Origin of the sequence: Leptolyngbya sp. BL0902 (assembly GCF_016403105.1) — a bacterium.
In the GTDB taxonomy this organism is placed as follows: domain Bacteria; phylum Cyanobacteriota; class Cyanobacteriia; order Phormidesmidales; family Phormidesmidaceae; genus Nodosilinea.
Window position 1 is genome coordinate 1,118,233 of sequence record NZ_CP046155.1, and the last position, 20,657, is coordinate 1,138,889.

The 20,657-nt window shown below is 58.4% G+C and carries 19 protein-coding genes; 9 read left to right on the forward strand and 10 right to left on the reverse strand.

Features of this window, described 5'->3' with window-relative positions:
- Positions 1 to 41: 41 nt before the first annotated feature.
- Positions 42 to 317: a hypothetical protein gene (locus GFS31_RS05020; protein ID WP_198807154.1), complete on the forward strand. Its 276-nt coding sequence runs from the start codon at positions 42 to 44 to the stop codon at positions 315 to 317.
- Between the two features lie 46 nt (positions 318 to 363).
- Here the strand turns inward: GFS31_RS05020 and dacB are convergent, their stop codons facing one another.
- Positions 364 to 1,845 carry a D-alanyl-D-alanine carboxypeptidase/D-alanyl-D-alanine-endopeptidase gene (dacB, locus tag GFS31_RS05025; RefSeq protein WP_198807155.1) on the reverse strand — a complete coding sequence of 494 codons (1,482 nt, stop codon included), beginning with the start codon at positions 1,843 to 1,845 and terminating at the stop codon, positions 364 to 366.
- 153 nt (positions 1,846 to 1,998) lie between these two features.
- Here dacB and GFS31_RS05030 point away from each other — a divergent pair, with 153 nt between their 5' ends.
- Together GFS31_RS05030 and GFS31_RS05035 are read left to right on the forward strand one after the other, a co-directional pair.
- Complete coding sequence (locus GFS31_RS05030; protein ID WP_198807156.1) at positions 1,999 to 2,847, forward strand: alpha/beta fold hydrolase; 849 nt, start codon at positions 1,999 to 2,001, stop codon at positions 2,845 to 2,847.
- 8 nt (positions 2,848 to 2,855) lie between these two features.
- Entirely contained in the window at positions 2,856 to 4,604 is a 1,749-nt protein-coding gene (locus tag GFS31_RS05035) for a CocE/NonD family hydrolase (protein WP_198807157.1), read from the forward strand.
- Positions 4,605 to 4,805: 201 nt separating this feature from the next.
- Here GFS31_RS05035 and ppk1 read toward each other — a convergent pair whose 3' ends face one another.
- Together ppk1 and GFS31_RS05045 are read right to left on the reverse strand one after the other, a co-directional pair.
- On the reverse strand, positions 4,806 to 7,004 hold the full coding sequence (ppk1, locus tag GFS31_RS05040; protein ID WP_198807158.1) for a polyphosphate kinase 1: 2,199 nt from the start codon (positions 7,002 to 7,004) through the stop codon (positions 4,806 to 4,808).
- Positions 7,005 to 7,075: 71 nt separating this feature from the next.
- Entirely contained in the window at positions 7,076 to 7,822 is a 747-nt protein-coding gene (locus GFS31_RS05045; RefSeq protein ID WP_198807159.1) for a DUF3592 domain-containing protein, read from the reverse strand.
- Positions 7,823 to 8,072: 250 nt separating this feature from the next.
- Here GFS31_RS05045 and GFS31_RS05050 point away from each other — a divergent pair, with 250 nt between their 5' ends.
- The 3 genes from GFS31_RS05050 (at position 8,073) to atpC (ending at position 10,867) form a co-directional block, all read left to right on the forward strand.
- On the forward strand, positions 8,073 to 8,696 hold the full coding sequence (locus GFS31_RS05050; protein ID WP_198807160.1) for a Uma2 family endonuclease: 624 nt from the start codon (positions 8,073 to 8,075) through the stop codon (positions 8,694 to 8,696).
- Positions 8,697 to 8,824: 128 nt separating this feature from the next.
- Positions 8,825 to 10,276, forward strand: coding sequence for a F0F1 ATP synthase subunit beta (gene atpD / locus GFS31_RS05055; protein WP_198807161.1), 1,452 nt, complete (start codon positions 8,825 to 8,827; stop codon positions 10,274 to 10,276).
- Between the two features lie 183 nt (positions 10,277 to 10,459).
- Positions 10,460 to 10,867: an ATP synthase F1 subunit epsilon gene (gene atpC, locus GFS31_RS05060; RefSeq protein WP_198807162.1), complete on the forward strand. Its 408-nt coding sequence runs from the start codon at positions 10,460 to 10,462 to the stop codon at positions 10,865 to 10,867.
- A gap of 314 nt (positions 10,868 to 11,181) precedes the next feature.
- On the opposite strand, the gene GFS31_RS05065 is transcribed toward atpC, so the two are convergent.
- Entirely contained in the window at positions 11,182 to 11,481 is a 300-nt protein-coding gene (locus tag GFS31_RS05065; protein WP_198807163.1) for a 30S ribosomal protein PSRP-3, read from the reverse strand.
- An 85-nt stretch (positions 11,482 to 11,566) separates the two neighbouring features.
- Here GFS31_RS05065 and GFS31_RS05070 point away from each other — a divergent pair, with 85 nt between their 5' ends.
- Complete coding sequence (locus GFS31_RS05070; protein WP_198807164.1) at positions 11,567 to 12,382, forward strand: TIGR01548 family HAD-type hydrolase; 816 nt, start codon at positions 11,567 to 11,569, stop codon at positions 12,380 to 12,382.
- On the opposite strand, the gene GFS31_RS05075 is transcribed toward GFS31_RS05070, so the two are convergent.
- The 6 genes from GFS31_RS05075 to GFS31_RS05100 form a co-directional block, all read right to left on the reverse strand.
- Positions 12,379 to 13,968: an ABC transporter ATP-binding protein gene (locus GFS31_RS05075; protein ID WP_317135077.1), complete on the reverse strand. Its 1,590-nt coding sequence runs from the start codon at positions 13,966 to 13,968 to the stop codon at positions 12,379 to 12,381. The two genes, GFS31_RS05070 and GFS31_RS05075, sit on opposite strands and share 4 nt — an antisense overlap.
- A complete protein-coding gene (cobD, locus tag GFS31_RS05080) occupies positions 13,965 to 15,164 on the reverse strand; it encodes a threonine-phosphate decarboxylase CobD (RefSeq protein WP_317135078.1) in 1,200 nt (399 codons plus the stop codon). The genes GFS31_RS05075 and cobD overlap by 4 nt, the downstream gene beginning before the upstream one ends.
- A gap of 6 nt (positions 15,165 to 15,170) precedes the next feature.
- The gene (locus GFS31_RS05085) at positions 15,171 to 15,464 is read right to left on the reverse strand and encodes an HU family DNA-binding protein (RefSeq protein ID WP_198807165.1); all 294 of its coding nucleotides are present in this window, start codon (positions 15,462 to 15,464) and stop codon (positions 15,171 to 15,173) included.
- Between the two features lie 481 nt (positions 15,465 to 15,945).
- On the reverse strand, positions 15,946 to 16,530 hold the full coding sequence (locus GFS31_RS05090) for an NADPH-dependent FMN reductase (protein ID WP_198807166.1): 585 nt from the start codon (positions 16,528 to 16,530) through the stop codon (positions 15,946 to 15,948).
- Positions 16,531 to 16,608: 78 nt separating this feature from the next.
- Positions 16,609 to 16,845: a CDGSH iron-sulfur domain-containing protein gene (locus GFS31_RS05095; protein ID WP_198807167.1), complete on the reverse strand. Its 237-nt coding sequence runs from the start codon at positions 16,843 to 16,845 to the stop codon at positions 16,609 to 16,611.
- Positions 16,846 to 16,990: 145 nt separating this feature from the next.
- A complete protein-coding gene (locus GFS31_RS05100; protein ID WP_198807168.1) occupies positions 16,991 to 17,695 on the reverse strand; it encodes a pirin family protein in 705 nt (234 codons plus the stop codon).
- Between the two features lie 190 nt (positions 17,696 to 17,885).
- Between GFS31_RS05100 and GFS31_RS05105 the strand changes: the two genes are divergently transcribed.
- Positions 17,886 to 18,812: a LysR family transcriptional regulator gene (locus tag GFS31_RS05105; RefSeq protein ID WP_198807169.1), complete on the forward strand. Its 927-nt coding sequence runs from the start codon at positions 17,886 to 17,888 to the stop codon at positions 18,810 to 18,812.
- Between the two features lie 102 nt (positions 18,813 to 18,914).
- Positions 18,915 to 20,504 carry a mercuric reductase gene (locus GFS31_RS05110; RefSeq protein WP_198807170.1) on the forward strand — a complete coding sequence of 530 codons (1,590 nt, stop codon included), beginning with the start codon at positions 18,915 to 18,917 and terminating at the stop codon, positions 20,502 to 20,504.
- Positions 20,505 to 20,657 lie beyond the last annotated feature (153 nt).

Consider the following 20,657-nt stretch of genomic DNA (forward strand, 5'->3'; position numbering starts at 1 on the left):
CAAGCCCAGGGCCTACCGATGCATTGCGAGGCACCATTGCCATGACCTTCTCCCGCAACCCCGATCAGGACGACATTCGTAAGGATGCGCTGCTGGCCTTAACCAGCGAGTTTGTGCGCCAGGGCCACCCCATCCAATACGCCAAACACATGGCTACCGCCACCATTTTTCAGGCGGATCTAGATTTGCGGAATGCTCAGTTCACGCGTTTGTTGGCCTGGTTAAAGGAAAACCACGACGATATCTATCCCCAGGCCCTAGAGATTGCCGAAGGGGTGCGCCAGGAGTTTGAACGCCGCGTTACCGATGATTTTTAGGGTAAGGCGGACGTTACCAGGAATAGCCCCAAGGGGTTGCCATGGTCTAGCAATCCGGTGAAAGCTGGGCCAGCAGCAGCAGCCACTCGTCAATTTTGGCCCGCAGGACGCTGGCGTGTTGGTTGGAGTGGTTGATGGCGATGCTGACGATCAGCGGCGGATGGTTGGGCGGCTGTACGTAGGCCGAAAGGGACACATGGCCCGTCAGCGCCCCGGTTTTGCCCATCACCCGTCCGCTGAGGGGCGTATTCACCAGGCGATTGCGGAGGGTGCCGCTTTCTCCGGCCACCGCTAAGGAATTGCGAAACACCTGGGATTGGGGATGGATGGCCATGGCTTGCAGGGTATCCACCACAGCGGCGGGGCTGATCAGGTTATGGCGAGAAAGGCCTGACCCATCGGCAATGCGTAGCGGTTCGGCATTCACCCCCAACTCTGTCAGCGCAGTTCGGATCGCGCCTGCTCCGGCTCGACTGGCATCGGCTGGAGGCTCTGTCACCCCTGCCACGCCCAAGGTTTTCAGCAGCACTTCGGCATAGATGTTGTCGCTGTCGCGGTTGGTGGGCACCAGCAACTCCGCCATGGGGGGCGACTCTATGGCTGCCAGTTCTGGCCCTAGGCTGGCGGCTGGAGTTTGGGCAATGTCTACCTGGGCGGTGGGGATGCCCTGCTGAGACAACGCTGTTTGCAAGGCAGCAGCGAACTGCTCCGCTGGGTTAAAGACGCCGAGAACCGGGCTGGCCGGATTGGCATCCGCAGCCATCTGGCCCGTCAGGTACAGGTTGAGGGAATCGCCATGGCGCTGGAGGGACATGGGTTGAGCGGCGGTGCCGGGGGCCACGGTGCGGCTGTGGTTCACCAGGGGCCAAGGGCCAGCGGGAAGCGCCTCTAGCCCAGTCAGGGCAAGGGGTTCGCCCACCTGGGTTGGGGCTACCCGCACGGGCAGGGCGTTTTGGTTAAACATCAGTCCGTTCACGGGCACCGCAAAGTAAAACTGGGCATCCTCCCATTCCCAAGTTGGATTCGTAGCCCAGCCCGGAAAGTAGCTGTCATCCATCACCAAGCGGTTGACCTGCGTTACCCCCGCATTTCGCAACTGGGTAGCGAGGGCGGTCATCTGATCGGCCCCCACGGTGGGATCGCCGCGCCCGACCACCCGCAGCGTGGCCATGCCGCCCGGATTCACCGTGCCATGCACCGAGGTACGAATGCGGTAGCTTGGCCCCAGCCGATGCAGTGCCGCCGCCGAGGTCAGCACCTTCATATTCGAGGCCGGAACAAACAGAGCGTTGGGACGCTGGGCCAAAAGCGTGCGCCGCTGCTGAGGGTTCGCCGCCTGGGTTTGCGCCAAGAGTCCCACGTAGGCCGTATCCAGGGGGGCTTGGGCGAGGTCGGCCTCAATGCGCTGGTTCACCTGGGCCGGACAGAGGGCCGCCTGCACAGCATCGCCAACGCCCACCAGCCCCAGGGCCATCACCGTTCCTGCTAAAGACGTTCGCCATCTCCGGCGCAAGGTCGTGGGTGCCATGGTTGGGTTGGTGTGGGTCATCGCCCGAAAATCCTTGGGAGCGCATCGTCAATCGTTATCCTAGTCTGGCCCCTTGGCCACCGTCACCTCCTTCAGGGTTGCCGAGGGTTCCGTTGGGGCGGTAAGCTCAGTCCACCGAGTTGGGACGATGTGGTGGGGATTTCAGAGCAAACCGTTGTGGTCAATGGGTTGACGTGGTTTTATCGGGAAGCGGCCCCGGTGGGCGAGAGCCCCAAACTTCCGGTGCTGTTGCTCCATGGGTTGGTGTCCCAGAGCTATAGCTGGCGGGGGGTGATGCCCACCCTGGCAGAACAGGGGTTCCGGGCCATTGCGCCGGATTGGATCGGCCACGGTTTTTCTGAAAAGCCCGACAAACGCGATTTTGCCTACACTCCCGCCGCCTTGGTAGAAGCCCTCGGTCAGTTTTTGGATGCCCTCGCCATTCCCAAGGTGCATTTGGTCGCGCAAGGGTTTTTGGGCCATGTGGGGATTCAGTTTGCCCTGCAAAACCCCGACCGGGTGGATCGCCTCGCCATCATCAATGCCCCCCTCAGCCCCGCCGCCAAACTGCCCTGGAAGATGAGCCAGTTCGGCATTCCCCTGGCCGGAGACATGATTACCCAGGATCCGATTTTGGTGGATCGCACCCTAGAGGGCGGTGGCCCCTACCAGATCGACGATGAGGATTTGGATATTTACCGTCGGCCCTTTTTGCAAAGCTCTGACGTGGGCCGCGCCCTGCTGGTGACGGTGCGCCGCATGGACTTGCCCGCCACCACCGCCGCCATTGAAGCGGGCCTCAAAACCTGGGATCATCCCACCCTGCTGCTGTGGGGCATTAACGATCCGTGGCTTCCGGTCAGCCTCGCGGAAACCTGCCTAAAAGACCTCTCCAGCGGCCAACTCAAAACCCTAGAAGAAGTCGGTCACTATGCCCAGGAAGACTGGGCCGAAAAGGTGGCGGATGCCCTCAGCACCTTTCTGCGACAAATGGCGGTGTAAACGACATCATGGGGCCATACGCGGTTTGTCCAAAACAAGTCCTCACCCTCACCCTGCCAGGGCCGACTCCCCACGCCCCACTCCCCACTCCCCACTCCCCACTCCCCACTCCCCACTCCCCCATCACCCTCACCGCCGACGTCTACACCCCCGACGCCCCCGGCCCCTTCCCCGTCCTGCTGATGCGGCAACCCTACGGGCGAGCCATTGCCTCCACGGTGGTCTATGCCCATCCCACCTGGTACGCCAGCCACGGCTACATCGTGGTGATTCAGGATGTGCGGGGGCGGGGCAGTTCTGGCGGCGAGTTTCGGCTGTTTGAAGCCGAGGACGAGGACGGGGCCGCCACGGTGCAATGGGCGGCCAACCTGCCCAAAAGCAGCGGCGAGGTGGGGATGTATGGCTTTTCCTACCAGGGCATGACCCAGCTCTATGCCGCCGCCCGCCGCCCAGAACCGCTGAAAGCCTTGGCCCCGGCCATGGTGGGCTACGACCTCTACGCCGACTGGGCCTACGAACATGGGGCGCTGTTGCTTCAGGCTGGGCTGGGCTGGGCCTTCCAACTGGCGGCAGAAACCGCCCGCCGTGCCGGAGATGCCGCCGCCTATCACGCCCTCTACCAAGCCGGACACCAGTTGCCGCTGGATGGCCCCATTCCCGCCGACCCGGCCCTTTTACGCGACCTCGCCCCGGATTCGTTTTTCCACGACTGGCGCAACCATCACCAGCCCGACGCCTACTGGCAGTCCCTCCAGCCCGACTTGACCGAGGTGGATTTGCCCATGCTGCACATCGGCGGCTGGTTTGACCCCTACCTGCGCGGCACCCTGCGCCTGTATCAGCAAATGCAGGCCCAAAGCCGCGCCCCCCAACACCTGTGGATTGGCCCCTGGGGGCACCTGCCCTGGAGTCGGCGGGTGGGGGCACGGGATTTTGGCCCAGCGGCAGAAAGCCCTGTGGATCGGCTGCAACTGCGCTGGTTTAACCAGTTTTTGAAAGGTCACGATGAGGGATTCGGCCAAGATTCCCCGGTACGCCTGTTTGACATGGGCACCAACCGCTGGCAAGACTGGCCTCAGTGGCCCCAGATCCTCCCTACGGCCTACGCGCTGACCAGCAGCGGGCTGGCCGGAATGCGCCTTGACGATGGCCTGCTGTTGCCCCCATCCGCCGAAGCCGCCGAAGCTGCCGAAGCCGACAACCCAGCACCGGGCTATGACGTGATCGTTCACGACCCCTGGCGTCCGGTACCTTCCCTGGGGGGCCACAGCGGCTTTCCCTCCGGCAGCTTTGATCGGGCCGCCATCGACGGTCGCAGCGATGTGTTGACCTACAGCACCTCGCCTTTAACAACTCCTTTACAAGTGGTCGGTACCCCCACGCTTACCCTCTATCTCACGGTGGATGCCCCCAGTGTAGACATCAGTGCCGTGCTGTCGGAGGTCTACCCCGATGGCCGTGCCTTCAACTTTACCCAGGGCTACGGTCGTTTTTGCCTGCCCCAACCCGATGGCGTGGAGGGCGGTGTAAGTCCTCAACCCATTGCCCTAGCTCTACAAGCGACGAGCTTTACCGTGCCCCAGGGCCATGCCCTCCGGCTCAGCCTTGCCGCCGCTGCCTTTCCGGCCTACCCCGTCAACAGCGGTACTGGGGCCACCTTAGATGACGTGCCCCAACTTCAGCACCGTATCATCACCCTTGCGGTCTGGCACGGGCCAGAATGGGCCTCCTGTTTGCATCTGCCAGTATCCCAATAACGGAGCAGAACCATCCCCAAGAGGGCGTTGGACAAGGGCGTAGGGGGTAGCCCAGTACGAGTTGTAGGGGCAGGAGACCGGGCCCCTACGTGAACCTAATGCTGTAGGGGCGCGGTTTGCGTGCCCGCCGCAGAATTTTTTGTCAGCCAGTCAGGTAAGAGGCTGGTGCAACCTCTCCGCTCAACAGACTAGGCCCCAGACCTAGCGAGCCCGATCCCGCTTGAGGGTCAAGGCCATTAGGGTATTGTGGGTGCCGCGTTCGTCCTCACCTTCGGCGGGGCGTCGTTGGGTAAAGGTGCCATCGGCAGCCATATCCCAGGCTTGGCGGTTATCGGCCAGGGAAATCTCCAGAATCTTCTGCAACTCTGCGACGAGAATTGGGTCTTCAATGGGGGTGATGGCTTCCACCCGTCGGTCTAGGTTGCGGGTCATCCAGTCGGCGCTGCCAATGTAGTATTCGGGCTGACCGTTGTTGTAGAAATAGAAAATGCGCGAGTGTTCTAAGAAACGTCCAATGACGCTGATAACTCGAATATTTTCGCTGACCCCAGGAACACCGGGACGTAGGCAGCAAATCCCGCGAATAATAAGATCAATTTCTACCCCAGCCTGAGAGGCTTCGTAGAGTAGCTTGATAATTCTACCGTCTACGAGGGAATTCATTTTGGCAATCATTTTGCCCGGTTTACCACTGCGGGCTAGGTCAATTTCTCGACGAATTAGCCCTTCCATCCGATCTCGTAGGGTAAGCGGTGCCACCAGCAATTTGCGATAGGCTTGCTGTCGAGAATATCCCGTCAAGAAGTTAAATAGATCACTCAGATCGGCTCCCAATTCCTCTTGGCAGCTAAATAAGCCTAAGTCGGTATAGAGGCTCGATGTTTTGGGGTTGTAGTTGCCTGTGCCAATGTGGACATAGCGGCGGATTTCGTTGCCTTCTTCTCGCACAACCAGGGTTGTTTTCGTATGGGTTTTTAGCCCCACCACGCCATAGACCACATGGACTCCGGCATCTTCCAGGCGCTTGGCCCAGACAATGTTATTGGCTTCATCAAAGCGGGCTTTGAGCTCTACTAACGCCACTACCTGCTTACGGTTGGCCGCCGCATTGATCAGCGCCTTCACAATCGGGGAATCCCCAGAGGTGCGATAGAGGGTAATTTTGATGGCCAACACTTTGGGATCATTCGCGGCTTGGGTAATAAATTCCTGTACCGAAGCCTTAAAGGATTCGTAGGGGTGATGCACCAAAATATCGCCCTGGCGAATAGCCACAAAAATGTTGGGAGCTTGCTCGGCATAGCCATCCTCTTCGACCTCAATCACCGGTTTGAGGCGGGGCGGTGTGAGGGCCGCCCAGGGGGTTTCCTTCAATTCCGGCAAGGGTAAAGACGCAAAGAAAAAGAGATCCTTGAGGCTCAATATTCCATCAATGTCATAGACCCGATCATCGCTGACCTCAAGCTCTCGCATTAGCCCCTGACGCAGATCTTCAGGCATCTTATTCTCAATTTCTAGGCGACAAATAAAGCCCTCTAGTCGCCGTTTGCTAATTTCCTGCTCAATGGCAATCAGTAGGTCATCGGCTTCTTCTTCTAAGACTGGAAAATCAGCATCGCGAGTAATGCGAAAGGCGTGATGTCCGGCGATGGTCATGCCTGGGAATAGGGCGTCTAAGTTCTCAGAAATAATCTGCTCTAGGGGCACCCCTACCCACACGCAATCTTTCCCTTGGTAATGGCACAGCGCCTCCGGCATTCCCACAAAGCGGGGCAAATTGCTGGGCACCTTGACCCTCGCGAACCGCTCTTGCCCATTCTCAGGATTCACCACCCGCACCGCCAGGTTTAGGCTCAGATTAGACATGCGCGGAAAGGGATGGGCCGGATCGACGCTAAGGGGAGTCAGCACCGGGAAAATGCGATTTTCAAAGTATTCTCGCAGGAATTGCTGCTGATCTATGCCGAGGTCGGCGTAGTTCAGTAAATACACCCCATGCTCAGTGAGGGCGGGGCGCAGTTCCTGTTCAAAGGTGCGGTGCTGGAGGGCAATTTTTTCTAATAAATGTGCCCGCATGGCCACCAGTTGCTTCTTGGGCGAAAGGCCATCGGGGGTTTTGGGGTGCACGTCCGCATCGGCCTGCTCCATCACACCGGAGATCCGCACCATAAAAAACTCATCGAGGTTGGAACTGAAGATGGCGAGGAACTTCAGCCGCTCGATCAGGGGCGTGCGCGGGTCAAGGGCTTCGTGGAGTACCCGCTCGTTAAAATCTAGCCAGCTTAACTCGCGGTTAACGTAGTACTGCGGATTATCCAGCCCTACATCGGCCTTTGGGGCTTTTTCTGCCGCACCCACCGCCAAATCAGAGCCGTTTTCCTTCGCCTTTGCCTTTGCCATCGCCTGCCCAATCGAACCAATGGCTGTATTCTATCCTCCCAACCTAAACCCTAGGTTAAGATCGAGACCCATCAGGCTTTCCACTCAAAGTCGCCCTGGCTCTGTCCAGCTTGACCAGCGGCGGTTTGGTGAATGTCAATCTCACCACTGTTGGCCCGTTGAGCGAGGGAGAAGACATCCTCCATCAGGCTGGTATTGTGGCCTGCAATTTGGCGATCCTGTCGTCCGGCCATGATCAACCGGACACCTACCACAATCAGCACGATGCTAACGCCCAGACTGACTAGGGAAAACACCATGACTAGGCCACCGATACCCACAAAAATCAGGTGAAAGTGGCCGTCCATGCCATCTAGGCGGCGGGCATTTTCCGGGGCCGATTCCGAGTAGCCGATGGTGACGGGATGGCCAATGCTGGGGCGATGGCTAGAGCGCACCGATGAGTTGAACTGATAATCTTGACCATTAACGGTGTAGCCATAGACGGGACGGTAGAGGGTGTCGCCGTCGCTGTCGGTCACTCGATCTACCTGTACAATTTGCCCGGTGATGACGATTTCATCCTCGAAGGTTTGGGGCGCAGCGAGCAAGCCGATGCCCACAAAAAAGCCCCCTACCACTACGCCGATGGCACTACCAAATAGGCCACTGCCGCCGTTGCTGGGGCGTCGTCCCGAGATTAGGGATCGCCCCACGCCAAAGACCCCTTCGGCGATCAAAATTGCCCCAGCGGCCATTTTAGCGGTGCCACGGGTGCTGGAGTTGTAAGACCACTGGGTTTGCAACGTATTAGTTAAATGCTGAAGACGCTGAATCATGGCGGGGTTGACCAAAACGACTTAGAAGACCCTACACAGCCCTGGGGACTGATTCCTGTAGCGTTCCCAAAATTTGTCCCCACTGCTTCATGCACTTTGTCACTTCACCGCTTCATTTTCATATTCCATCAGACCGCTAGGGCGGCATGACGCTGGGATATGTTGAGGCCCCTAGGGTAAGGCGGTGATCACGATAGACTGAGTAAAGCTAACATTCGCCCATCATACCCCCAGAGCCGTCAGAGCAACCATGGCACTTGCAAGGGATCGCTTCACCCCATCCACTTCCCTGAGCTTTGATGCGTTCCTGGCTCAGTATGGTGATGACCATCGCTACGAACTCATTGATGGAGAGTTGTTTGACTTGGAACCGACAGGGCCACACGAGCAAGTAGCGGCGACCATTGCCCGCTGGCTCAACGACGACATCATGCAGCAAGGGGCTGATTATTTCATCCCCCATCGCTGCTTAATTCAACCCCTCGCTAACCAGACCGGGTTCCGTCCCGATGTGATTGTCCTCGACCGCGCCGCTCTGGCTCAAGAGCCGCTGTGGGCGAGCCAACCCGTCGTTACTCTCGGCAGCACCATCAAATTTGTGGCGGAGGTCGTCAGCAGCAATTGGCAAAACGACTATGCCCGTAAACTCGAAGACTACGCCCTGCTGGGCATCCCAGAATACTGGATTGTCGACCATCAGGGGCTGGGCGGCGAATTCTTCATTGGGCGTCCGAAACAACCCACCTTAACCCTTTGCATTTTGAATTCAGAGGGGCGTTATGAGCGGCAACTGCTGCGCGGCGACCAACGCATTACGTCATCTATCTTTCCCAACTTGAACCTAACGGCCCAAGCCATCCTTGGGGTGGGATGAGATCGACAAAGTCCGTAGAATCATCGTGGGTCGTTGCACTCTAGTGATAATCTGAATGATGGCGCTTTGGAATGTAACAGTGACATAGAAGCCGCCAAACTAGCTGATCATACGGAATAGGCGCAAGCATGGTCACCACAGCAGAAAAAACAGTTGGCTACATTACTCAGATTATTGGCCCCGTTGTGGACGTGAAGTTCGCAAGTGGCCAATTGCCCAAAATTTATAATGCTCTAAAAATTCAAGGCACCAACCCCGCCGGGGTTGAGGTTTCCGTTACCTGCGAAGTGCAACAGCTTCTCGGTGACTCTCAGGTGCGAGCCGTGTCCATGAGCTCCACCGATGGCCTCACCCGTGGCATGGAAGTGGTCGATACCGGGGCTCCCATTAGCGTGCCCGTGGGTACTGCCACCCTGGGCCGTATTTTTAACGTGCTGGGCGAGCCCGTAGACGAAAAAGGGCCAGTCAACAACGAAGCCACCTCTCCCATTCACCGTTCTGCCCCCAAACTCACCGACCTGGAAACCAAACCCACGGTGTTTGAAACGGGCATTAAGGTGATCGACCTGCTGGCTCCCTACCGTCAGGGCGGTAAGGTGGGTCTGTTCGGTGGTGCTGGTGTGGGCAAAACCGTATTGATTCAAGAACTGATCAATAACATCGCCAAGGAGCACGGTGGTGTATCCGTGTTTGGCGGTGTGGGCGAGCGTACCCGCGAAGGGAACGACCTCTACAACGAATTTATTGAATCCGGTGTGATCAACGCCGACGACCTCAGCCAATCCAAAGTGGCCCTGGTCTACGGTCAGATGAACGAACCCCCCGGGGCACGGATGCGCGTGGGTCTGTCTGCGCTCACCATGGCCGAATACTTCCGGGACGTGAACAAGCAAGACGTGCTGCTGTTCATCGACAACATCTTCCGCTTTGTGCAAGCCGGGTCTGAAGTATCTGCCCTGCTAGGCCGGATGCCCTCCGCTGTGGGTTATCAGCCCACCCTGGGTACCGAAGTGGGCGATCTGCAAGAGCGCATCACCTCCACCCACGAAGGTTCCATCACCTCCATCCAGGCGGTGTACGTGCCTGCGGACGACTTGACCGACCCCGCTCCCGCCGTAACCTTTGCCCACTTGGATGCCACCACGGTACTTTCCCGTAACCTGGCTTCCAAGGGTATCTACCCCGCTGTGGATCCCCTGGATTCCGCTTCCACCATGCTCCAGCCCAGCATCGTGGGTGAAGAGCACTACCGCACCGCCCGCGCCGTGCAGTCCACCCTCCAGCGCTACAAAGAGCTGCAAGACATCATCGCCATTCTGGGTCTGGATGAACTGTCTGAGGACGACCGCCAGGTGGTGGCCCGCGCCCGGAAGATCGAGCGCTTCCTGTCCCAGCCCTTCTTTGTGGCTGAAGTGTTTACCGGGATGTCGGGTAAGTACGTCACCCTGGAAGACAGCATCAAGGGCTTCAATATGATCCTCTCGGGTCAGTTGGATGATGTGCCTGAGCAGTGCTTCTACCTGAAGGGCGGTATCGAAGAAGTGATTGCTGCCGCTGAAAAGCTGAAAGCTGAGAGCTAACCCCTCTCTGTTAAGGCAGGCTGCCCTCTCCCTAAATCCCTCTCCCAAGGTGGGAGAGGGACTTTGAAGGACTTCCGGCTCCCCTCTCCCTCCTGGGAGAGAGGCTGGGGGTGAGGGCCATCCTAGACTAGAGCGTCTTTGCCTTCCCCTTTTTCGACCATCCACCTCATTCGCAGTATTGCCATGGCCTTAACCGTTCGCGTGATTGCCCCAGATAAAACCGTCTGGGATTCCGAAGCTGAGGAGGTTATCCTGCCCAGCACCACGGGTCAGCTCGGTATTCTGGCTGGCCACGCCCCCCTGATGACCGCCCTGGATATCGGCGTGATGCGGGTGCGTTCTGACAAAACCTGGGTGCCCATTGCCCTCATGGGTGGGTTCGCCGAGGTTGATACCAACGAAGTCACCATCCTGGTGAACGGAGCCGAACGAGGCGAGAACATCGACCTCAACGCCGCCCGTACCGCCTATGAAGAAGCCGAAACCCGCCTGGGTCAAGTCAAGGAAGACGACAAGCAAGCCGTCATCCAAGCTCGCCAAGCCGTCAAGCGTGCTCGCGCCAAACTGCAAGCCGCCGAAGGGATTAAGTAAGCTCAGTTCGGGTTAAGCCAAAGACTGCAAGCGTGAAGATATCTGCTTCCAGCCTCGTCGTTGACCCTCACCCTAAATCCCTCTCCCAAGCTGGGAGAGGGACTTTCAAACCTATCCGGCTCCCCTCTCCCTCCTGGGAGAGGGGCTGGGGGTGAGGGCTAAATCTCGGTACAAGAGCGTTTCGTCACTGACCAAAGCCGTACCTTTTCTGGCTTCAAAACCAGTCCAATACCCAATAAAAAAGAACCCCATCCATGATGGGGTTCCTTTTTAGAAATCTATGGGCATCAACGCTGGGCGCTAACGATCCCAAATCACGAACTACCGGTGAAGGTAATTTCGGGGAAGCGGACTTGAGCATCGGTTAGGGATTTACCCTTGCCCTCTTCCTGCCAATAGTTGATGATTTCCGTGGCTTTGTTGAGGATTTCAACCCGTTCTTCTTCTTCGATCCAGGGCTTACTTTCCAGTTCGGTTTTCATTTGTTCCCAGGCATCGTTCCGTGGCCAGAAGAAATAGGACGTAAGCGGACTGGTGCCCTTGCCCACAACCTGATCCACCGCTAGCGCCACGTCATTTTCGAGCCAGAGTACTTTTAAGACAAATCTGGACAACTAGACCTCCGCCGCAACTCAGAAAATACTACAGTCTATAATCTTATCACTTCTAACGTGTTCCCTGGACAAATTGGCCTTTCCTATGACCGCATTTCCTGACCCCATGGCTCTGCTGGTGTTTGATATCGATGGTGTACTGCGCGATGTGGGCAACTCCTACCGCCGCGCCTTGGCCGATACCGTGGAGCAGTTTACCCAGGGCGGCTACCGTCCCAGCCCGGAGGACATCGACGCCCTTAAGGGAGAAGGGATTTGGAACAACGATTGGGAAGGGTCGCAGGAATTGATTTTGCGCTACTTTGAGGGCCAGGGAAAAGCCCGCGACACCGTGGCGATTACCTACGAGGAGGTGGTGGCCTTCTTCCAAAGCCGCTACCGTGGCCCCAAGCAGGGCGAAAATGACCAGTGGACGGGCTACATCACCCAGGAACCGCTGCTGGTGGACAAGACGTATTTTGACCAACTCACCACCGACGGCATTCCCTGGGGATTTTTCAGCGGGGCCACCCGTGGCTCGGCCCGCTATGTGCTGGAGCGTCGTCTAGGGTTGGCTTCCCCGGTGCTGATTGCCATGGAGGATGCCCCCGGCAAGCCCGATCCAACCGGGTTGTTCGAGGTGGTGGATCGCCTGACGGAACAGCATCAGCTTCCCCAAAACCTGCCCGTGCTCTATGCCGGGGATACCGTAGCCGATATGCAAACCCTGGGCCATGCCCAAGCCCAGCGCCCCCAACGACGGTGGATTGGGGTGGGGGTGCTGCCTCCCCACGTTACGGCCCTGGGGCAGGATTACGGCCATGCCTACCGAGAAACGCTGATTCAGGCGGGGGCGGCGGTGGTGGTAGAGACGATCATGGGGTTCACCGCCCAGGGGATGGAGCCTGTACTGTCGGCTTAGTGGCCTGCCATGCGGTGGCCAATTTCCTTCACGTCGGCGGCTTCGATGGGGCTGTCGTAGACAAACTGGCCTTCGCTGATGACGAGGATGCGGTCGCTCAGCATCAGTAGTTCATCGAGGTCTTCGCTGACGAGCAGCACCGCCACCCCTCGGTTGCGGGCTTCGATGATGGCGCTATGGATAAAGTCTACCGCCGAGAAGTCGAGGCCAAAGCAGGGGTTGGCGGCAATCAGCAGTTTGATATCTGGAGACGACAGTTCGCGGGCCAGCACGGTGCGCTGCACGTTGCCGCCAGAAAGGTTTTGGATGGGGGTATCAGGGGAAGGGGTTTTGACGGAAAAGGCGGTAATTAACTCTTGGGCTGCCTGACGGATAGACTTCAGCACCAGCCACAGGTTTCCTTTGGCATGGGGCGGGCGATCAAAATTTCGTAGGGCGAGGTTTTCCGCCACGCTCATCCCCGGTACGCAGGCATTGCGGAGGGGTTCCTCCGGCAGGGCAAACACGCCGAGGCGACTCATTTCAGCGCGGGTGGCTCCGTAGGGTTCGCCGTTGATGTGGATGTCTCCCTGGGTGGCGGGGCGCTGTCCGGCTAAGACTTCGACCAACTCGCGCTGACCGTTGCCCGAAACCCCGGCGATGCCGACAATCTCACCGCTGTGGACAGCCAAATCCAGCGGCCCAAAGGCATCTAGGCCATTGTCTCGGTGGGCAGCAAGGCCATGAACCTCCAGCCTGGGCACCGGGTCGGGATGGGCTACCTTGGCCATATCCTTGGTTTGGCGTTCTTCCCCCAGCATCATGTGAGCCATGTCGGCCACGGTCAGGTCTTTCACCTTGCCATGCCCCGCTAGGTGGCCCTTGCGCAGAACAGTAACTTCGTCGGTGAAGGCAGTCACTTCCCGGAATTTGTGGGTAATCAGCAGCACGCTCAGGTGCCCCGCTTGGACTTCCTCCCGCAACAGCCCCAGTACCTCGTCGGCCTCGTCGGGGGTGAGCACAGAGGTGGGTTCATCTAAAATTAAAATGCGGCTTTTGAGGTAGAGCTGCTTGAGGATTTCTAGCTTTTGCTTTTGTCCCGCCGCCAGTTGGGCCACGGGCAGGTCAAGATCGACCCGAAAGGGCGAGTCATCCATAAAGGCATGGAGCGCCTCGTATTCGGCTTTCCAGTGGATCACCTGACGATGGTCGTAGCGGGAGAGCACCAGGTTTTCGGCCACGGTCATCGCAGGCACGGAGGTAAAGTGTTGGTAAACCATGCCAATGCCGAACTCGTGGGCATCCTTGGGGCTTTTGATGGCGTGGGGCTGGTCGTCCACTAGAATCTGGCCAGCGGTGGGGGTATAGAAGCCCATGATGCACTTCACCAGGGTGCTTTTGCCTGCCCCATTCTCCCCTAGCAGGCCGTGAACGGTGCCCGGTGTGAGGGTCAGGCTAACATCTTGCAGCGCTACCAGAGATCCAAAGTGCTTGGTCATGTTGACCACCTTCAGCTCTGGGGGAGCCGTTTTGAGGCTGGGGGCAAGGGTGGAGGTTGTGGGGAGCATGGAACGCCGACGCTTGGGGAGAAAAGGTTCTCGCATCATAGGCACTCTACCCCGGCCAAAGCTGTTAGCAAACGCTCATTTTCGGCCTTAGATCGCACCGCCACGCGAAAATAGTGATCGCCTAGTTCCGCAAAGCTGAGGCAGTCGCGGATCAGCACCTGGCTTTGCCGCAGTAAGGCCGTTTGCAGGGGGGGAACGGGAGCCTGGGTTTTCACCAGCAGATAGTTGGCGGCACTGGGCAGGGGCGACAAACCGGGTAGCGCCGCCAGTCCATCCATCAAGACTTGTCGCGTGGGGGGTAGCCAATGCCAAGTTTGTTGTTGAAAGGCGGTATCTTGCACCGCTGCTATGGCTGCCGCCGCCGCTAGGGTATTCACAGGCCAAGGGTCGCGCCACTGCTGCCAACGACGCCAACGGTCGGGATGACCTACGGCATAGCCCAGCCGCAGCCCCGGCAAACTGTAGAACTTGGTTAGCGACCGCACTACCACCAGGTTAGGGTATGCCTCCACCCAGGGCACCAGGCTAGGAGCATCGTGGGTAGGCAGAAAGTCCATAAAAGCTTCATCCACCACCACCAGACTGAAGTGATCGAGCAGCGGGCGTAGGTTATCTAGGCAGAACAAATGCCCGGTGGGGTTGTGGGGGTTGTTAATCAGGCAACTGGCCCTAGGAGAACTGGCGGCAATCAGAGCTTCTGGTCGTAGGTCAACCCGCCTATCCGATAGCGGTGAGCCCAGCCTCTGCGAACCCGGCGTCCAGGAGTCTGATAGCCATGAACCCGATAGCGATGAGTCGAGGGTTAGCCAACCTGATGTTGACGAATCCGGTGTTAACAATGGCCAAGGAACAACCGTGACCCCAAAACCGTGGCAGGCTCGCTGATAGTCGTTGAAGGCTGGGGCCGGAATATGGGCGGTTGCATCGGGCTGGGAGGCCATGTCGCGGGCGACCCAGGTGATGAGTTCAGCCGCACCATTACCGGGCAGAATCCAGTCGGGGGAAAGCTGGTGGTGATCACCTAGGGCGTGGCGCAGATCGCCATAGGCCGGGTCGGGGTAGTGGCCCAGGGTAGCCATTGCTCCCTGAAGCGCCGCCCGCACCGAATCCGGTGGCCCCAAGGGATTAATGCTGGCCGAAAAATCGACCAGCACATCAGGGGAACAGCCCGCGATCTCAGCCGCCCAGGCTAAATTGCCCCCATGTACTGGTCTTGGTGGAATACGCTGTGGCAAAGCCCGTTACTTGGCCACTTTTTCTTTGAACAATTTGCCAGCGGAAAAGGCCGGAACGGTGGTGGCCGGAATCACCATGGTGTCTCCGGTTTTGGGGTTGCGACCTTCCCGCTCCTTGCGCTCGCGGGGTTCAAAGGAACCAAAGCCCACCAGGGTCACTTTCTTGCCCTCGGCTACCGCTTCCATGATGGCGTCGATAGTGGCCGTAATCACAGAGTCCACATCTTTTTTGGTGATGGTTTTGTCCAGGTTTGCAGAGGCTTTCTCGGCCACCTTATCAATGAGTTCGCCTTTATTCATGTCGTCTCCTAGGGGAAAAGGAACATTGTTGGGATAGATCCCAGGGGCACAGCAAAACCCACCGATAGCCTATGGACTGACTCGGTAGAATGGCTGAAACCCCCATAAACTCAGAATTTCACTGACCCATTCTAAGGGGAACTTTCCCAAAGTGGATCGCCAAAACCTTTAATTTATGTAGATTTCGGGCTTTTTTAAGAAAGTTAACGGCTTTTTTCCCAGGGCTAGATCCGTCGACGGCCTCCTTCAAAACCCCAAGACCCTTGTCCTGCTTGGCTTTGGTCAGTCTAAGGGCCTTTAGGGCGAATTTCGGATTGTCACTAAGCGTAAAGCGGCGAAAACCCCGTCTGTAGCCGTTTTCCACGGATGAGTAGAAGTGCTGACTACCACCCAGGGCCATGCCCGATTTCGGATAGCTACTAGCTGACGGGCTATCCAGTTGCCCAGTCATCCTGGAGCCCCGGCGGATAAATCCAGCGCGTTAGATCAACTTGCCCGTGGTTTGGGCCAGGGTCGCCCCTAGGTCGAGGATGCTCTGCCGCTGGACGTCGTTGGTGAGGTGGCCGCTTTCGTTGAACACCTGGAAGGCACCGGGCACCGCCTGCTGAGCCGGAATTACTAGCACGCCTACCCCTTCCAAAATTTGGCGCAGGTGGTTTAGCCCCCGCAGGCCACCCAGCCCACCGGGGGAGGTGGCCATAATCGCCGCCGTTTTGCCCACGAAGCAGCTCAGGGCTAGGGGGGCTTCTCCTTCCTCGGCACGGGAGACCCAGTCAATCATGTTTTTTAGGGCTCCGGTGAGGGAGCCGTTGTACTCTGGCGAGGCAATTAAAAAGCCATCCGCCGCCTTCATCAGCCCCTTGAGCTTTAGGACGGATTCAGGAAAGCCGTGCTCATCAAACCAGTCTTGGTCGTAGAGGGGCATGGGGAAGTCTTTGAGGTGCAGGGTGGTGACTTCAGCCCCGGCCTGGGCAGCCCCGGCGGCAGTGACCTGGACTAGGAGACTATTCAGGGAGTTTTTCCGCAAACTGCCCGAAAAAGCCAGTAATTTGGGTTGACGTGTCATAGAAAAGACCTCCTAAAGCATGGTTGACATCCAGAACAGGGGGCGACCTGGCACCGCGAAGTCACCGCAGCCCTGTTGTTATAGTTTGGTGTGGGCACCATCACAGAAGGGTGGGTTGGCCGTGCCCTTGCAGGCGCAGAGTGCTACCTGCTTCTGGGTTTCTAGGGTGAACTTCATGGGGGTGAAGTCTGTGCCCTTGTGGCCCCCATCGCAGAAGGGCTGGTTGGCGGATTGGCCGCAGGTGCACCAGTAGTAGTCGCCTGCTTCGAGGGTGGTGACAACGGGTTTGGTATCGGCAATGACAGGTTCAGCCATGGTGGTTTTTGGGGATGAAATAACTGGATTTAGCGCAATGGCCAGGTTTAAAAGCGCGGCTGGGCCGTGGGATGGAACCGCCGGACTTGGTCGCAGGATGGCCCACCTGGCGGCAGGCACATCCCATCTTCAGGCCCTCGTTCTGTTAGGCGACCATATCAAACAGCAGCAGCTCAGTTTCGGGGGCCGTGCTAGCTAAAGTGAGGTCTTGCAGGTCTTGAATCGCGGCCCCATCGCCAGCGGTGAGGGTTTGGCCGTTGAGTTCTAGCGACCCCTGGGCCACCTGAAGCCAAGCAACGCGGCCCTCGGCGAGGGTGTGGCTGACCTGATCGCCGTCGCCCAGCACCGCGCTATAGAGGCTGACATCCTGATGAATTGTCACCGATCCATCACGGCCATCCTGGGATCCAATCAGGCGCAGGTGGCCCTGCTTGTCGGCGGGGGCGATATAAATTTGCTCGTAGCCCGGTTCGATGCCGCTGGTGGCGGGCAGCAGCCAAATTTGCAGCAAATGCACCGGGTCGGTTTCCGATGCATTAAATTCGCTGTGCATGATGCCCGTCCCCGCCGACATCCGCTGCACGTCCCCAGGGCGAATGATGGATCCATTCCCCAGGCTATCTTTGTGCTCTAGGGCACCCTTCAGCACGTAGGTAACAATTTCCATATCCCGGTGGCCATGGGTACCAAAACCTTGGCTGGGGCTGATCTTATCTTCGTTGATGACCCGCAGTGGCCCAAACCCCATATATCGAGGGTCGTAGTAGTTGCTGAAGGAAAAGGAATGGCGAGTATCTAACCAGCCAAAGTTGGCGGATCCTCGTTCGCTGGACGGACGGATCGTAATCATGACGACACCTCCTAAAGAAAGGTTGAGTCAAACCCTGGGGCACTTGCCTTGGGCTTTTACCCTATTCCTACCCTAGACTGAATCCCGAATAAAGACAATAATCAATTTTATAGACATATTGTCTCCTTATCAAAGACAATCCTTCACCTACTCTCCACTCCCTACTCCCCACTCCCTACTCCCCAGCCCCATGGACAAATTCGAGAGCATCCGCGCCTTTACCCAAGTGGTGGAATCCGGCGGCTTTGCCGCTGCGGCCCGTCAGATGGGGCTATCGCGGTCGGCGGTCAACAAACTGGTCATCAGTTTGGAGGAATCGCTGCAAACGCAACTGCTGCACCGCACCACGCGGCGAGTCTCCACCACGGCGGCGGGGCGAGCTTTCTATGAGCGTTGCCTGAATATCTTGGCGGATTTAGAAGAAGCGGAGCTAGCTCTATCGCGCTTGCAGGAAGAACCTAGGGGCAGCCTGCGGGTGAATGCGCCCATGACCTTTGGGATTTTGCACCTAGGGCCGCTATTGGCAGAATTTATCACGCAATATCCTGATTTACAGGTAGAGCTAAGCCTAAACGACCGCTTTATTGACCCCATTGACGAAGGGTTTGATGTAACTGTCCGCATTGCCGCTGCCCCCGGTGCCGCCAGCCTCATTGCCCATCGTCTGGCCCCTTGTCCGATGGTGATTTGTGCGGCCCCCAGCTACCTACAGCGGCGCGGCACTCCCATCCAGCCCAGCGACCTAGAACACCACGCCTGCCTCCACTACGGCCACCGCACCCAGGACAACACCTGGACACTGACCAGCACCGATCAAGCCCCGGTCACGATCTCCATCCACGGCCCCCTGTGCTGCAACAATGGCGAAGTGCTAAAGCAGGCTGCTCTGGCGGGGTTAGGCATTGTGCTAATGCCCCGGTTTATTGTGGAAGACGCCCTCCGTCGGGGGCAGCTTCAGCCCATTTTGACGAGCTTTTGCCCCCCAGAAAATCAGATTTTTGCGCTCTACCCCATCAACCGCCACCTGTCGGTAAAGGTGAAGGCGTTGGTTGAGTTCTTGCAGCAACGCCTGTCCCACAGGCCGGAGGAATCAGCGGCGAAGGGCGAGGTGCGATGAGGATCTCCATCCCCACTCGCCCTGGTAAGCCTGCATCGGCGGCGCTGTCGATCTGGGTTAAGTTGAAGATCAATCCCAGATCCCTTCAACCCCAACGCGACGATGACCTCTCCTCCCGAACTTCAATCTCCCTCCGTTCACCCGGCCCTAGCGCCCCTGGAGGGCTACAACCTCACCCTGCAAGCGGCGGTGCAGCCCCCCGATTGGCAAAACCCCACCCCAGCGGATCGCTATGACCTAGTGGTGGTTGGGGCCGGAACGGCAGGGCTGGTAACGGCGGCGGGGACGGCGGGGCTGGGCTTGGGGCTGAGGGTGGCCCTCGTGGAAAAAAATCTGATGGGGGGCGATTGTTTAAACGTGGGCTGTGTGCCTTCTAAGGCGGTGCTGCGGTCGTCGCGGGCGGTGGCGGATATGCGGCAAGCGGCCTCCCTGGGGGTGCAGGCGACGGGGGTAAGGGTAGATTTTGCCGCCGTGATGGATCGCATGCGGCGGATTCGGGCCGACATTAGCCCCCACGATTCGGTGGAACGATTTAGCCAGCTCGGCATTGACGTGTTTTTAGGTGCAGGGCGGTTTGTGGATAGCCACACCCTTGAGGTTGCAGGCCAACGGCTGTCTTTTAAAAAAGCGGTCATTGCCACCGGGGCGAGGGCGCACCATCCCGCTGTGCCCGGTCTGGGGGAGGCAGACTTTTTGACCCACGAAACCATCTTTTCCCTAACGGATTGCCCCCCTCGGTTGCTGGTGGTGGGCGGCGGCCCCATCGGCTGCGAACTGGCCCAGGCATTGCAGCGGTTGGGCAGCCAAGTAACGCTGATCCAACGCCAGGGACGACTGCTGCCCCGCGAGGATCCCGAAGCCAGTGCCGTTCTCCAGCGGCGCTTCCAGGCCGAGGGCATCACCCTAGCCCTGGGGGCTACCCTGGATCGGGTGGAGGTGACACCCACGGGCAAGCGGGCCTGGTGCCGACCAGTGGGTGCGGCAGAGTCGCCATCCCAGGAAGAAGCTGCCCTTCAGACTATCGAGGTGGATGAGATTTTGATTGCTGCCGGACGGGTGCCCAATGTAGACGATCTCAACCTGGCGGCGGCGGGGGTGCGATACGACCCTCGGCAGGGGCTAATCGTCAACGACTATCTACAAACTAGCCAGCCCCACATTTTTGCCGCTGGCGATGTTTGTATGGACTGGAAATTTACCCACGCCGCCGATGCTGCCGCTCGCCTGGTCATTAAAAATGCCCTGTTTTCTCCCCTTGGTCTGGGGCGCAGCCGCCTCAGCCAATGGGTAATGCCCTGGGTGACGTACACCGATCCTGAAGTGGCCCACGTCGGTCTCTATGCCCACGAGGCCGAGGCCCAGGGCATTCCTCACCAAACCATTGCCATCCCGCTATCCACGGTGGATCGAGCGTTGACCGATGGTGAAACCGAGGGCTTTTTGCACCTCCTCCACAAAGCCGGAACTGACCAAATCCTCGGCGCAACCCTGGTGGCCCGCCATGCCGGAGATATCATCAGCGAACTCACCCTCGCCATCACCACCGGACAGGGACTCAATGCTCTCAGTGGCGTCATCCATGCCTACCCCACCCAGGCTGAGATCATCAAAAAAGCCGCCGATGCCTACCGCCGCACCCGCCTTACCCCGCGTACCCAGGGGCTGTTGCGGTTCCTGACCCGCCTGAGCTAGGCAGGAAGAAACATAATCCTGAATGGAGCGCTTCCCAATCAAGATTTGAGGCTGGCAGCCTGATAAAAACCTCGCTGACTGACACAACGCCGAAAAGTATTGACCTCTCGTAGGTTGGGTGGCACGGCAGCAGAACCCAACAAGCCCAAATTC

Bases quoted from the DNA above. Each gene is read 5' to 3' on its own strand.
- GFS31_RS05090 (WP_198807166.1), bottom strand. From the start codon at position 16,530: ATGACACGTCAACCCAAATTACTGGCTTTTTCGGGCAGTTTGCGGAAA.
- GFS31_RS05095 (WP_198807167.1), bottom strand. From the start codon at position 16,845: ATGGCTGAACCTGTCATTGCCGATACCAAACCCGTTGTCACCACCCTC.
- GFS31_RS05070 (WP_198807164.1), top strand. From the start codon at position 11,567: ATGACCGCATTTCCTGACCCCATGGCTCTGCTGGTGTTTGATATCGAT.
- GFS31_RS05105 (WP_198807169.1), top strand. From the start codon at position 17,886: ATGGACAAATTCGAGAGCATCCGCGCCTTTACCCAAGTGGTGGAATCC.
- atpD (WP_198807161.1), top strand. From the start codon at position 8,825: ATGGTCACCACAGCAGAAAAAACAGTTGGCTACATTACTCAGATTATT.
- dacB (WP_198807155.1), bottom strand. From the start codon at position 1,845: ATGGCACCCACGACCTTGCGCCGGAGATGGCGAACGTCTTTAGCAGGA.
- GFS31_RS05035 (WP_198807157.1), top strand. From the start codon at position 2,856: ATGGGGCCATACGCGGTTTGTCCAAAACAAGTCCTCACCCTCACCCTG.
- GFS31_RS05110 (WP_198807170.1), top strand. From the start codon at position 18,915: ATGACCTCTCCTCCCGAACTTCAATCTCCCTCCGTTCACCCGGCCCTA.
- atpC (WP_198807162.1), top strand. From the start codon at position 10,460: ATGGCCTTAACCGTTCGCGTGATTGCCCCAGATAAAACCGTCTGGGAT.
- GFS31_RS05045 (WP_198807159.1), bottom strand. From the start codon at position 7,822: ATGATTCAGCGTCTTCAGCATTTAACTAATACGTTGCAAACCCAGTGG.
- GFS31_RS05020 (WP_198807154.1), top strand. From the start codon at position 42: ATGACCTTCTCCCGCAACCCCGATCAGGACGACATTCGTAAGGATGCG.
- ppk1 (WP_198807158.1), bottom strand. From the start codon at position 7,004: ATGGCAAAGGCAAAGGCGAAGGAAAACGGCTCTGATTTGGCGGTGGGT.
- GFS31_RS05085 (WP_198807165.1), bottom strand. From the start codon at position 15,464: ATGAATAAAGGCGAACTCATTGATAAGGTGGCCGAGAAAGCCTCTGCA.
- GFS31_RS05100 (WP_198807168.1), bottom strand. From the start codon at position 17,695: ATGATTACGATCCGTCCGTCCAGCGAACGAGGATCCGCCAACTTTGGC.
- GFS31_RS05050 (WP_198807160.1), top strand. From the start codon at position 8,073: ATGGCACTTGCAAGGGATCGCTTCACCCCATCCACTTCCCTGAGCTTT.
- GFS31_RS05075 (WP_317135077.1), bottom strand. From the start codon at position 13,968: ATGATGCGAGAACCTTTTCTCCCCAAGCGTCGGCGTTCCATGCTCCCC.